The sequence below is a fragment of the Dactylosporangium vinaceum genome (assembly GCF_019904175.1).
In the GTDB taxonomy this organism is placed as follows: Bacteria; Actinomycetota; Actinomycetes; order Mycobacteriales; family Micromonosporaceae; genus Dactylosporangium; species Dactylosporangium vinaceum.
Genome location: NZ_CP061913.1, coordinates 10,073,224 through 10,085,794, shown reverse-complemented (window position 1 = coordinate 10,085,794; position 12,571 = coordinate 10,073,224). Strand labels below are relative to the sequence as shown.

Annotated in this window: 10 protein-coding genes and 1 tRNA gene; 4 read left to right on the top strand and 7 right to left on the bottom strand. The window is 70.3% G+C overall.

Annotated elements, in window-relative coordinates:
• Positions 1–42: 42 nt before the first annotated feature.
• Both Dvina_RS45265 and Dvina_RS45260 read left to right on the top strand, forming a co-directional pair.
• Positions 43–210 carry a helix-turn-helix domain-containing protein gene (locus Dvina_RS45265; protein ID WP_223097436.1) on the top strand — a complete coding sequence of 56 codons (168 nt, stop codon included), beginning with the start codon at positions 43–45 and terminating at the stop codon, positions 208–210.
• Complete coding sequence (locus Dvina_RS45260; protein ID WP_223097434.1) at positions 207–1,412, top strand: tyrosine-type recombinase/integrase; 1,206 nt, start codon at positions 207–209, stop codon at positions 1,410–1,412. Before Dvina_RS45265 ends, Dvina_RS45260 begins: the two co-directional genes overlap by 4 nt.
• Positions 1,413–1,477: 65 nt before the next feature.
• On the opposite strand, the gene Dvina_RS45255 is transcribed toward Dvina_RS45260, so the two are convergent.
• Positions 1,478–1,552 (bottom strand) — tRNA-Val (locus tag Dvina_RS45255).
• A gap of 159 nt (positions 1,553–1,711) precedes the next feature.
• Entirely contained in the window at positions 1,712–2,170 is a 459-nt protein-coding gene (locus Dvina_RS45250) for a peroxiredoxin (RefSeq protein ID WP_223097432.1), read from the bottom strand.
• Between the two features lie 134 nt (positions 2,171–2,304).
• Here Dvina_RS45250 and Dvina_RS45245 point away from each other — a divergent pair, with 134 nt between their 5' ends.
• Positions 2,305–4,857, top strand: coding sequence for an Hsp70 family protein (locus tag Dvina_RS45245; protein ID WP_246655741.1), 2,553 nt, complete (start codon positions 2,305–2,307; stop codon positions 4,855–4,857).
• 131 nt (positions 4,858–4,988) lie between these two features.
• On the opposite strand, the gene Dvina_RS45240 is transcribed toward Dvina_RS45245, so the two are convergent.
• The 5 genes from Dvina_RS45240 to Dvina_RS45220 all read right to left on the bottom strand — a co-directional run bounded on the left by Dvina_RS45240 (position 4,989) and on the right by Dvina_RS45220 (position 9,353).
• Positions 4,989–5,420, bottom strand: coding sequence for a DUF3052 domain-containing protein (locus Dvina_RS45240; RefSeq protein WP_223097428.1), 432 nt, complete (start codon positions 5,418–5,420; stop codon positions 4,989–4,991).
• A 108-nt stretch (positions 5,421–5,528) separates the two neighbouring features.
• Positions 5,529–7,976 carry a transketolase C-terminal domain-containing protein gene (locus tag Dvina_RS45235; RefSeq protein WP_223097416.1) on the bottom strand — a complete coding sequence of 816 codons (2,448 nt, stop codon included), beginning with the start codon at positions 7,974–7,976 and terminating at the stop codon, positions 5,529–5,531.
• Positions 7,977–8,050: 74 nt separating this feature from the next.
• Positions 8,051–8,485 carry an NUDIX hydrolase gene (locus Dvina_RS45230; RefSeq protein ID WP_223097414.1) on the bottom strand — a complete coding sequence of 145 codons (435 nt, stop codon included), beginning with the start codon at positions 8,483–8,485 and terminating at the stop codon, positions 8,051–8,053.
• Between the two features lie 12 nt (positions 8,486–8,497).
• Entirely contained in the window at positions 8,498–8,902 is a 405-nt protein-coding gene (locus tag Dvina_RS45225; protein ID WP_223097412.1) for a YjbQ family protein, read from the bottom strand.
• Positions 8,903–8,921: 19 nt separating this feature from the next.
• On the bottom strand, positions 8,922–9,353 hold the full coding sequence (locus Dvina_RS45220; protein ID WP_223097410.1) for a hypothetical protein: 432 nt from the start codon (positions 9,351–9,353) through the stop codon (positions 8,922–8,924).
• A gap of 294 nt (positions 9,354–9,647) precedes the next feature.
• Between Dvina_RS45220 and aceE the strand changes: the two genes are divergently transcribed.
• Positions 9,648–12,392 carry a pyruvate dehydrogenase (acetyl-transferring), homodimeric type gene (gene aceE / locus Dvina_RS45215; protein ID WP_223097408.1) on the top strand — a complete coding sequence of 915 codons (2,745 nt, stop codon included), beginning with the start codon at positions 9,648–9,650 and terminating at the stop codon, positions 12,390–12,392.
• The last annotated feature ends 179 nt before the right edge of the window (positions 12,393–12,571 follow it).

The following is a 12,571-nucleotide window of genomic DNA, read 5'->3' as shown; positions in this document are numbered from 1 at the left end:
GAGGCGAGCACGAGCACCACCGAGCCGCGACGAGAGAAGAGGTTGCTGCGTGTAGAAGAAGCGGCCCGCGAACTCGGCATCGGCCGTTCGCTGGCCTACCAACTCATCCGAACCGGCCGGCTGCGGTCGATCAAGATCGGCAGCCGCCGGCTGGTTCCTCGCTCGGCGATCGATGAGGCGATCGCCCGGCTCCTGGAGGAGGAGCGATGAGCAAACAGAAAGGTCGGAACCCGAACGGCGAGGGCTCGATCTATCAACGCCCGAACGGCTCGTGGGCCGGTACGGCATTCGTCATGACGACCGACGGTTCCATGAAGCGCAAGACGGTGTACGGCAAGACCTGGGACGAGGCACATGAGCGGCTCGTCGAACTCAAGGCGAAGTCGCACCGAGGCATTCCGGCGCCCGACCGGTCCTGGAAAGTCGAGGAGTACCTGCGCTACTGGCTGCAGGTTTACGTGTCCGGCCTCCGGCCCAAGACGGCCGAGGGGTACGAGGGAGCTGTCCGGCTGCACCTCATCCCGGGGCTCGGCCGGCGGCGGCTGACCGGGCTCCAGGTGCAACATGTCCGCACCTTCCTAGACGGACTGAAGCAGAAGTGCCTGTGCTGCGCGAACGAGTGGGACCGGCAGGGCCGCTGCTGTTCGGTCGGCGCATGCTGCGGACGCGTTCCAAGCGTCCGGCAGGTCCAGTACGTTCACGCGGTGCTCCGCAACGCACTCCAGCACGCGATGCGCGAGGAGCTGCTGGCCCGGAACGTCGCCACGCTGGTCAAGGTGACCACGCCTCGCTACAAGATCGGCAAGGGTCTCTCAGTCGGCGAGATGAAGTTGCTCCTGAAGGCGGCACAGGGGCACCGGCTGTACGCCCTCTACGTCGTCGCCGCCACGATGGGACTTCGACGTGGAGAACTGCTCGGACTGCGCTGGCAGGACATCGACCTCGACAACGGGACGATAACGATCGAGAAGACCGTCCAGCGGGCCGGTGGCAAGCTACACATTCAGGACACAAAGACTGAAAGTTCCGATAGCGTCCTGCCGCTGCCCGAGATCACCCGTAACACCCTCCGCCGGCATCGGACCGCTCAGGACCACGAGCGCAAGGACCTGGCCGAGGGCTGGAAGGAGCACGGGCTGGTCTTCCCATCTGAGATCGGCACCCCGATGGAGCCGCGCAACCTGGCGCGACACTTCACGGGCGTACGGGAGCGGGCCGGCCTCACCGACGTCCGGCTCCACGACCTCCGCCACACCGTCGTGACGGTGCTCATGGAGCTGGGAGTGCCGCCGCACATCGTCCAGGCCATCGCCCGCCACTCGGACGTGAAGCTCACCCTGAAGATCTACGCGCACTCCAACCTTCAGGAGATGCGCAAGGCGCTCGACAAGCTCGACGGCTGGCTGTCGTAAGAGCCAACTGCCGTAAGTGATGCCGTAACTGGCAGCAAAAACAAAACCGGACGGGCAGAACTTGCTGGTGGGCACGGTTGGTTTCGAACCAACGACCCCCCGCTTGTAAGGCGGGTGCTCTCCCACTGAGCTACGCGCCCTCGCTCTCGACCGTCGGGCGAGAGATAGGTACCGGAGATGTTACCCAACCCGGCGCTGATGACGGTACAGCCACCGGGGCCGGGCGTCGCCTCCTATACGTGGCGCCGGCCGGTGCGATGTCCACACCACCTGACCGGCGTCGACGTTGGTGGAGGGCACTAGAGGGCGGTGATCGCGGCCTGCCAGACGGAGAGGTCCCTCGAGTGGGAGGGCGGGTGGTGCTCGCTGAAGGCGATCACACCCTCCGGGTCGATCAGGAATGTGCCGCGGTTGGCGTAGCCCCTGGCCTCGTTCAGGACGCCGTAGGCCGAGGCGACGGCGCCGTGGGGCCAGAAGTCGGAGAGCATCGGGAAGGTGTAGCCCTCTCGGGTGGCCCAGACCTTGTGGGCGTACGGGGAGTCGACGCTCACCGTGAGGATCTGGACCTTGTCGTTCTGGAAGGCATCCAGGTCGGACTGTACTGCGGTCAGCTCACCTTGGCAGGTGCCCGTGAACGCCAGGGGGTAGAAGACCAGGAGGACGGCCTTCCGGGTGCGGAACGAGGCCAGGGTCACCTCCTGGTTGTTCTGGTCGCGCAGCTGGAAGTCCGGTGCCGGATCTCCGACATCCACTGTCATACCCTCGAATATGCCAGCTGTCGTACCGGGGGCCTACACTCGCCCGCATGGCAGCAGGGCCGCGGCTCGGCATCGATTTTGGAACCTCCCACACGGTTGCGCTATTGGCGTGGCCGGATGGGAGGGTGCGGCCGTTGTTGTTCGACGGGTCGCCGCTGTTGCCGTCCGCTGTCTTTGCGCAGACCGACGGGGTGCTGCTGGTCGGGCGGGATGCCCTGCACGCGGCGCGGGTGGACCCGGCGCGGTTCGAGGGGAGCCCCAAGCGGCGCATCGATGACGGGACCGTGCTGCTCGGGGAGCGGGAGCTGACGGTGCCCACGCTCATCGGGGCGGTGCTCGGGCACGTCCGGACCGAGGCGGTCCGGGTGGCCGGCGGGCCCGTGGCGGAGCTCACGCTGACGCACCCGGCGGCCTGGGGGGTGTCGCGGCGGCTGGCGCTCGTGGAGGGTGCGAAGCTCGCCGGGCTGCCCCAGCCGGCCCTCATGCCCGAGCCGGTTGCCGCCGCCCATTATTTTGCGGGGGTACTGCAGAAGCCGCTGACCGGTGACCAGGGGCTCCTCGTCTACGACTTCGGCGGTGGCACGTTCGACGCCAGCCTCGTGAGCCGGTCGGGGGAGGGGTTCGACGTGCGGGCCGTCGACGGGATCGACGACCTGGGCGGGCTCGACCTCGACGCGCTGGTGGTCGAGCACGCGCGGACGCAGCTCGAGAACCCCGAGGTGTGGGCGCGGCTCGACAACCCGCAGACCACCGAGGACCGGCGGCACCGGCGCATGCTCTGGGACGACGCCCGGATCGCCAAGGAGATGCTGTCCCGCAGCGCCAGCGCGGCCCTGCACGTCCCGATCGCCGCGGCCGACGTCACGATCACCCGGGAGCAGTTCGAGGAGAAGGCGCGGCCGCTGCTCGAGCAGACCGTCCGCACCACCGCAGCGGTCATGCGCTGGGGCAAGATGGAGAAGGAGAAGCTGGCCGGGCTGTTCCTGGTCGGCGGCTCCAGCCGGGTGCCCCTCGTCGCCACCCTCCTGCAGAAGGAGCTCGGCCTCGCCCCGACAGTCATCGAGCAGCCGGAGCTCGTCGTCGCCGAGGGCAGCCTGCGCGCCTGGGTGAACGTGTCCCGCCCGGCCCAGAACCAGCAGCCGGCCCCCGCCAACGGCGCCGCCGTCGGTCAACCGGGGCCCATGTGGCCGCAAGGATCACCTCAAGCCGCACAGGCCCAGCAAGCTCAGGCGCAGGCCCAGCAAGCCCACGCCAACGCCCAACAAGCCCAAGCCCAACAAGCCCAAGCCCAGCAGGCCGCCCAAGCGCAGCAGGCCGCCCAGCAGGCCCCGGTCAGCGGCGCCCCGATGAGCCCGGCCGCCTTCCAGCAGCAGCCCGGCGCCTACCCCACGGTGCCCCAGAACCCGGCCCCGGTCAGCGGCACCCCGATCGGCGGCCCGGTCAGCGGCGTCCCGGTCAGCCCCGCGGCCTTCCAGCAGCACGCCGGCGCCTACCCGACGGTGCCGCAGAGCCCGGCCGGCCACAACCAGGCCCCGGTCAGCGGCGTCCCCGTCAGCCCAGCCGCATACCAGCACCCCGGCAACCGCCCGGTCAGCGGCCCGGCCGACCAGCAGGCCACCCAGCGCCTCCGCCCGATGAACCCGGCGCCGCAGGCGGTGCCCACCCCGGCGCCGCCGCGCATGGTGCCGCCCGCGTACGTCCCCCAGTCCCCGCCGCCGCAGGCGTACGTCTCCCCGAGCGCCCAGCCGGCCGTCTACGCCCCGGCCCCGCGCGAGGAGGCCCCGCCCCCACCGAGCGCGAGCCGCAACTGGGCCGTCCCCGTGCTCATCGGCATCCTGGTCATCGCGCTGGCCCTGACCGGCTACGTGGTCTTCCAGAACCGCGACCGCACCGACAACCAGGCCGGCGACGGTCCGAGCAGCACCCCGCAGCAGAGCCAGGCGGCCGACGGCGTGAAGACCATCCCGGCGTACACCCGGGAGGACGAGCCCGCGTGGGTCCCCAACGGCTGGCGCGACCAGGGGCTCGGCTCGGTCGACCAGCTGTGGAAGTCGCAGCAGGAGTCCGAGGGCGGCCGCTGCGACACCGGCAACGGACGGCTGCGCGTCACCACGGAGGCCGCGCCGGGGCTCACCGGCTGCACGCTCAAGCCGCCGCTGGACGTGCCCATGACCGACGGCAGCATCGAGGCCAAGGTGAAGGTCAACGCCGGGTGTGCGGGCATGTGGCTGCGGACCGGCGACCACGGGTACACCCTCGGGCTCTGCGATGACAACCATGTCCGGCTCTATCGGCTGTACAAGGATCTGCCGGGGGACAAGGACCTGCTCAAGGACTGGCCGATCAAGCCGGCCGACGGCGTGACCGAGCCGTTCGTCGCGTTCAAGGTGGAGGGCAACCAGCTGAGCGCCTACGTCAACGGGGTGACGCTCGGGCCGGTGTCGGACGACCAGCTGACCCAGGGCAAGGTGGACCTGGGCGCGTTCACGCTGACGGGGAAGACGGCGGACGCCTCGTTCACCCAGGTGCGCCTGTTCATGCCGGAGGGCTGGCAGCCGGGCAGCGGGCCGACAAACACGAAGACGACGAAGGCCCCGCAGCCGAGCACGTCGAGCTCGGGCTGGAGCTCGAAGCCGCCGTCGACCGCACCGACCTCGAAGAAGCCCACGCCCCAGCCGACCGCTTGAGGGCCGGGGCTACGGGTGCCCGAAGGACGAGCAGCGCACGAAAGAATGGCCGCGCCTGACGACCGGCGCGGCCGGAAAGCCTAGGGGCCCGAAGGCCCGAAAGACCGAAACCCTGAGGCCGGAGCCCGAGGTCAGCGGCGCGAGCGGGCGGCGCGGGGCGCAACCAGCCGGGCCGCGGTCCAGTCCTTGCCCGCGTTGATCGTCGAGGTCTGCTGCAACCCCGCGGTGGGCGCCGACTCGTTGATATCGCTCGGCTCGACGTGGCCGGGGCGGCCGGCCTTCGGCGTGAGCAGCCACACCACGCCGTTGTCAGCCAGCGGGCCGAGGGCGTCGATGAGGGTTTCAACCAGGTCGCCGTCGTCGTCGCGCCACCACAGCAGCACCACGTCGACTACCTCGTCGGTTTCCTCGTCAACCAGGTCCCCGCACCGGTCGATCAGGACGTCGCGGAGATCCTGGTCGACGTCGTCGTCGTACCCCATCTCCATAACGACCATGCCCGGTTCGACTCCGAACCGGTCCGCCAGGCTCTTCACCTCGGCCTGACCCGCGGTCGCGTTCACTGTCCACTGCCTCCTGTCGCAACAACCACTTGTTAGCGCGTAGTCCACACAGTACGGGCCGTCAACGCAAGTGGCGCACCGATGCGATCGAAAAGTTGATAGTCCAGATTACCGGGCCAGCAGTGACCGGGCGCCCTGAATGATCTGGTCTTCGGACACCAGTACGTGGTTCGCGGCCGGTCCCAGCGGCACGAACGAGTCGACCGCGGCGACCCGGCGGGCGACGCCGACGTACCCGCCGTCGACGAGCGCCGCGATGACGCCCTCGCCGACCCCGCCCGAGCGGCGGGTCTCGTCGACGATGAGCACTCGGCCGGTGTCGGAGGCGTGCTTGATGATGTCCCCGACGGGCAGGGGTGACAGCCAGCGCAGGTCGACCACCCGGGCGGTGATCCCCTCGGCGGCGAGCCGGTTGGCCGCGCGCAGGGAGAGCCGCACCCCGTTGCCGAAGGTGATGATTGTCAGGTCGTCGTTGGGGCCGCCCTCGTAGGCGCGGGCCCGCCCGATCGGCGCGTGGATGGCCGGCCACTCGCTCGGCGGGGCGTAGTCCGCCAGCCACCAGTTGTCGTTGTCGCGGTGCAGGTCGCGGGTGTGGTACATCGCGATCGGCTCCAGGAACACGCACACGCTGCCGTCGACGACCGCGCTGGCCAGGCAGGTGCGCAGCATCGGGGCGGCGTCCTCGGGCCGGGATGGCGCGGCCACCACCAGGCCGGGGATGTCGCGCAGGACGGCCAGGGCGTTGTCGTTGTGGAAGTGCCCGCCGAAGCCCAGCTGATACGCCAGCCCGGCGACCCGCACCACCATGGGGTTGTGGAAGGCGCCCTGCGAGAAGAACTGCATGGTGGCCGCCTCGCCGCGGAGCTGGTCCTCGGCGTTGTGCAGGTAGGCGAGGTACTGGATCTCGGGGACCGGCAGCATCCCGGCCAGGCCGGCGCCGAGCCCGAGGCCGAGGATGCTCGTCTCGTCCAGGAGGGTGTCGAAGACCCTCGTCGCGCCGAAGCGGTCGCGCAGCCCCTTGGTGACCCCGTAGACGCCGCCCTTCGCGGCGACGTCCTCGCCATAGACGACCATTTGGGGGTACGCGAGCATCGCATCGGTGAGCGCGGCGTTGATGGTCTGGGCCAGGGTGAGCGGGCCGGCCTTCTCCGGCAGCTTCCCGGCGAACGCGGCGAGGCGGGTCCCCGGGGTGCCGTGGCCGTTGTTGTTGTTGCGCGGGGTACCGGACACGGGCCGGATCGAGGCCGCCGGCGCGGGCGACGGCTCGGGCTCGGGCCACTCCTCCGTGTCGGCCGCCGCGGACAGCGGCGTGAACTCGAGGTTGTCGTCGAGCTCGCCGCTGTGCTCCTCGGCCGTCTCCGACTGGTCGGCCGCGGCGAGGTGGGCGGCCGCGTCGGCGACGGCCCGGGACACGCGCACCGGCCGGCGCGGGGCCAGCGGGGCGGTGACCTCGGCCGCACTGGCGAGCTTCGGCTCGCCGAGCACCTCCTCGGCGATCCGGCGGACCTCCCAGCCGATCTCGTCGTAGCGGGTCATGAGCTCGGCCGGGGTGGCCACCCCGGCCTCGACGAGCATCCGGGCGGTGCGCACGAGCGGGTCGCGGGCCAGGTCGGCGGCGATCTCCACGGGGGAGCGGTAGGCCATCTCGGCGTCCGCGCCCGCGTGCCCCATGAGCCGGATGGTGGTCAGGTGCAGCACGGCCGGGCGCCGGTAGCGGCGCACCCACGCCGCCGCCTCGGCCGCCCGGTCGTAGGTCGCGGCCGTGTCGCACCCGTCGGCCGTGTAGTAGCGCAGCCCGGGGCGGCTGCCGAGCGCCGCGGCCACCCAGCCGTCGGGCGTGCGCACGCTGATGCCCAGCCCGTTGTCCTCGCAGACGAACAGCAGCGGCAGCTTCAGGCCGATGTGGTCGCACCAGCCGGCGGTGTTGAACGCGGCGGTGGCGGCCGCGTGGTTGATGGAGGCGTCGCCGAAGGAGGAGACGACTATGGCGTCGGCGGGCCAGCCGTGGCCGCCGCCGGGCGGGTCGAGGCGCTTGCCGCGGCCGAGCGCGTAGGCGACGCCGACGGCCCGCGGCAGGTGCGAGGCGATCGTCGAGGTGGTCGGGACCACGTGCAGGTCGGCGTGGCCGAACACCTTGTGCCGGCCGCCGGCGATGGGCTCCTTGGCCGAGGCGACGATGCCCCGCAGCACGTCGCGGATCGGGTCGCTGCCGGCCACCTGAGAGGCCCGCATGCAGTAGAACCCGCCCGAGCGGTAGTGCAGCAGGGCCGGGTCGGTCGGGCGCAGCGCGGCGGCGACGGCGGCGTTCCCCTCGTGCCCCGACGAGCCGATGGTGTAGTACCCGGCGTCGAAGCTCCGCAGCCAGCGGGCGGCCAGGTCCAGGTGGCGGCTCGTCGACTGGGCGTCGTAGAGTGCGCGGGCCTGCTCGCCGGTGAGTGCGGTGTCCTCGCGGACGGGTTCGTCGAGGTCCCGCGCGGACGCCGCGGCGACGAGCCCGGCGAGCTCGGCACGGAACCGCTCGTCGAGATCCTGAGGGGTGGTCACGCTCGACAGCATGGCCGAAAACGGTCATCGGATGCCACTTGTAACCGCGGCACTGCCGGAAACCGGCCAATTAGCCGACCCACCGCTTACCGGTCGGCCAGCGCCCGGTACTCGGGTGAGCCCAGGAACACGGGCAGCAACAGGGCCGCGGTGACCCCCAGGTCGCGCGCCAGCGCCTCCTCGGGTGTGAGGAACACCATCGCCTGGCCCTCGCCCAGCACGATGTCGGCCTGCGTGGCGTCGGTCGGCCCGTAGAAGACGTGCATCTCGACCTCGCCGTCGGCGGTCGTCACCGAAGGGCGGGTGCGCACGAGGTACTGCCTGATGTCCCCGGCGTCCAGCCCCGTCTCCTCGCGCACCTCGCGGCGGGCCGCCTCCTCCGGCGTCTCCCCGTCCTCGATCTTGCCGCCGGGCATGGCCCACTGGTTGGGGGAGACCTTGGCGTGGAGGTCCCGGTGCTGCATGAGCACCCGGCCCTGCGGGTCGACGAGGAAGACGACGGCGACTCGGCGCTCGATCACGGACTCATCCTGTCATCCCCGGACAAAACTGAAGCGGACCTGCCGTGTGGCGTTGTCGCCGTTCGGATCGACCAGGCAGACCGACTGCCAGGTGCCGAGCGCGATCCGGCCACCGATCACCGGCAGTGTGGCGTACGGCGCGACGAACGCCGGCATCACATGGTCGCGGCCGTGTCCGGGGGAGCCGTGGCGGTGCGTCCAGCGCTCGTCCGTCGGCAGCAGGTCGTCGAGCGCCGTGAGCAGGTCGTCGTCGCTGCCCGCGCCGGTCTCGATGATGGCCACCCCGGCCGTCGCGTGCGGGACGAAGACGTGCAGCAGGCCGTCACCCTGGTCGGCGACGAACCGGGCCGCCTCCTGCGTGATGTCCCGCACGACGGGGCGGGAGCCGGTCCGGACGGTGATCACCTCGGTGTGCATCGGGCCAGTCTCGCAGCCGTCAGTCGGAGCTGCTGGAGGAGGACGACCCGGAGTCCGAGCTCGACGAGGAGCCCGAGTCGCTGCTGGAGGACGACCCGGAGTCGCTCGATGACGACGAGCCGGAGTCGCTCCAGGATGAGCCCGAGTCGCTCCAGGAGGAGCCGGGGTCGTGGTGGTGCACCGTGTGACCATGGCTCTGCCAGTGCTCGTGCGACGAGCCCGACGAGGACGAGTGGTCACCGGAGTACGAATCCGTCGCCGCCGGCCCGGGGACCCAGTTCGAGTCGAGCGGGCTGGAGGAGGCGGTGTGGCCACCGCTGCTCCCGAAGGTCTTCGGGACTGTGCGACGCACGCGGCGTACCACCAGAACGATCGTGAGGACGGCCACCGTGAACGCGATGGTGACGATCCCGCACGGCAGCAGCAGCCACCAGGACGAATTCTCGGACACGGGCCGCACCGTAGCCGATCCGGGCGCCTGGGATACTCACAATGTCGCGCTCACGTCAAGAGAGCGATGCTCCATAAGTTACCCGCCGGTATCGTGTTGCGCGTCGCAGTTGGCGTCCAGTAGGCGTGACGGACCGCACCAGAGCCAGGCAGGATGGACAGAGGCTCATCTGAGTACACAAACAGCAAGGGCCTATAAGCAGTGAGCCACACCCCGAGGCCACCCAGACCGGTCGCAGCGCCCGACGAGTTCGCCGAGCCACCCCGGTCGCGAGCTACCTAGAAGGAAACGCCTGTGTCCACCGAACGCAAGCGCCCGGTGATCAGCGACGGCCTACCGAGCCAGCTGCCCGACATCGATCCCGAGGAGACCACCGAGTGGGTCGATTCGCTCGACGGCGTGATCGACGAGCGCGGGACGAAGCGCGCCCGGTACGTGATGCTGCGGCTGCTGGAGCGCGCACGCGAACGGCAGGTCGGCGTACCCCCGCTCACGACCACTGACTACATCAACACCATCACGCCGGAGCGGGAGCCGTGGTTCCCCGGCAACGAGCACATCGAGCGGCGCATCCGGGCGTACATCCGCTGGAACGCCGCGATGCTCGTGCAGCGCGCGCAGCGCCCGGACGTCGGTGTCGGCGGGCACATCTCCACCTTCGCGAGCGCCGCCAGCCTCTACGAGGTCGGCTTCAACCACTTCTTCCGGGGCAAGGACCACCCGGGCGGCGGCGACCAGGTGTTCTTCCAGGGCCACGCGTCCCCCGGCATGTACGCCCGCGCGTTCATGGAGGGCCGCCTCAGCGAGCAGCAGCTCGACGGGTTCCGCCAGGAGCTCTCGCACCGCGGCTTCGGCGGCGGGCTGCCCAGCTACCCGCACCCGCGGCTGATGCCCAACTTCTGGGAGTTCCCGACGGTCTCGATGGGCCTCGGCGGCATCAACGCGATCTACCAGGCGCGCTTCAATCGGTACCTCCACAACCGGGGCTTCAAGGACACCTCCCAGCAGCACGTCTGGGCGTTCCTCGGCGACGGCGAGATGGACGAGCCCGAGTCGATCGGCGCCATCGGCGTGGCGGCGCGCGAGGAGCTGGACAACCTCACCTTCGTCATCAACTGCAACCTGCAGCGCCTCGACGGCCCGGTCCGCGGCAACGGCAAGGTCATGCAGGAGCTGGAGGCGTTCTTCCGCGGCGCCGGCTGGAACGTGATCAAGGTCGTATGGGGCCGCGAGTGGGACCCGCTGCTGGCCGCCGACACCGACGGCGCGCTGGTGAACCTCATGAACGTCACGCCCGACGGTGACTACCAGACGTACAAGGCCGAGTCCGGCGCCTACGTCCGTGAGCACTTCTTCGGCCGCGACCCGCGCACCCGCAAGATGGTCGAGCACCTCTCCGACGACGAGATCTGGAACCTCAAGCGCGGCGGGCACGACTACCGCAAGCTCTATGCCGCGTACAAGGCGGCCACGGAGCACACGGGGCAGCCGACGGTCATCCTGGCCAAGACCATCAAGGGCTGGACCCTGGGCTCGCACTTCGAGGGCCGCAACGCGACGCACCAGATGAAGAAGCTGACGCTGCAGGACGTCAAGGACTTCCGGGACCGGCTGTACCTCGACATTCCCGACAGCGCCATCGGCGAGAACCCCTACGCCGTGCCGTACTACCGCCCGGACGAGAAGTCCGAGGAGATGGAGTACATGTTCGAGCGCCGGCGCGCGCTCGGCGGCTCGGTGCCCGACCGGCGGACCAAGCACATCGCGCTCGACCTGCCGGACAGCTCCGTCTACGGCGACATCAAGCGGGGCTCCGGCAAGCAGAAGGTCGCCACCACGATGGCCTTCGTGCGCATGCTCAAGGACCTGATGCGCCACAAGGGCATGGGCAAGCGCTGGGTGCCGGTCATCCCCGACGAGGCCCGCACCTTCGGCATGGACTCGCTGTTCCCGACGGCGAAGATCTACTCGCCGCACGGCCAGAACTACACGCCCGTCGACCGCGAGCTGTTCCTGTCCTACCGCGAGGCGACGTCCGGGCAGATCCTGCACGAGGGCATCAACGAGGCCGGCTCCGTCGCCTCGTTCACGGCCGCCGCGACCAGCTACGCCACCCACGGCGAGCCGATCATCCCGGTCTACATCTTCTACTCGATGTTCGGCTTCCAGCGCACGGCCGACGGCATCTGGGCGGCCGCCGACCAGATGTCCCGCGGGTTCCTGCTCGGCGCCACCGCCGGCCGCACCACCCTGAACGGTGAGGGCCTCCAGCACGAGGACGGTCACTCGCTGCTCATCGCGGCGACCAACCCGGCGGTGGTGGCGTACGACCCGGCGTTCGCGTTCGAGATCGCGCACATCACCGAGAACGCGGTCAACCGGATGTACGGGGAGAACCCCGAGGACCTCATCTACTACCTGACCGTCTACAACGAGCCGATCTTCCAGCCCGCGGAGCCGGCCGACCTCGACGTGGACGGGCTGCTGCGCGGCCTGTACCGCTACCTGCCCGCCGAGTCCAGCGAAGGCCCCAAGGCGCAGCTGCTGGCGTCCGGGACGGGCATGCAGTGGGCGCTGAAGGCGCAGAAGCTGCTCGCCGAGGACTGGGGCGTGTCGGCCGACGTGTGGTCGGCGACGTCGTGGGTCGAGCTGCGCCGCGACGCCGTGCGGGCCGAGGAGCACAACCTGCTCCACCCGGGCGACGAGCCGCAGGTGCCGTACGTGACCCGCGCGCTGCAGGACACGGCCGGCCCGGTGATCGCGGTGAGCGACTTCATGCGCGCGGTACCGGACCTGATCGCCCGCTGGGTACCCAACGACTACACCTCGCTGGGCACCGACGGCTTCGGCCTGTCCGACACCCGCCACGCCCTGCGCCGCCACTTCCACGTGGACGCCGAGTCCATCGTGGTGGCGACGCTGAGCCGGCTCGCCCAGCGCGGCGAGGTCCCGGCCTCCGCGGCGGCCGAGGCGGCGAAGAAGTACGCGATCGACGACGTCAACGCCGCCCCGGTCGGCGAGACCGGCGGCGACTCGTAAGCGGAACGCGTCAGCCGGGCCGTCGCGGATCGCGGCGGCCCGGCCGCGTTACTGTGGACGTTCATCAGTGTCAAGGACCGGATCGGGTGAAGCGGCCCCGATTCACCGAAAGATGATGATCAATGGAGTAGATCAATACTCAGCTTTGAGTAGGTACCCTCGCAATCCTTGAGTACTTC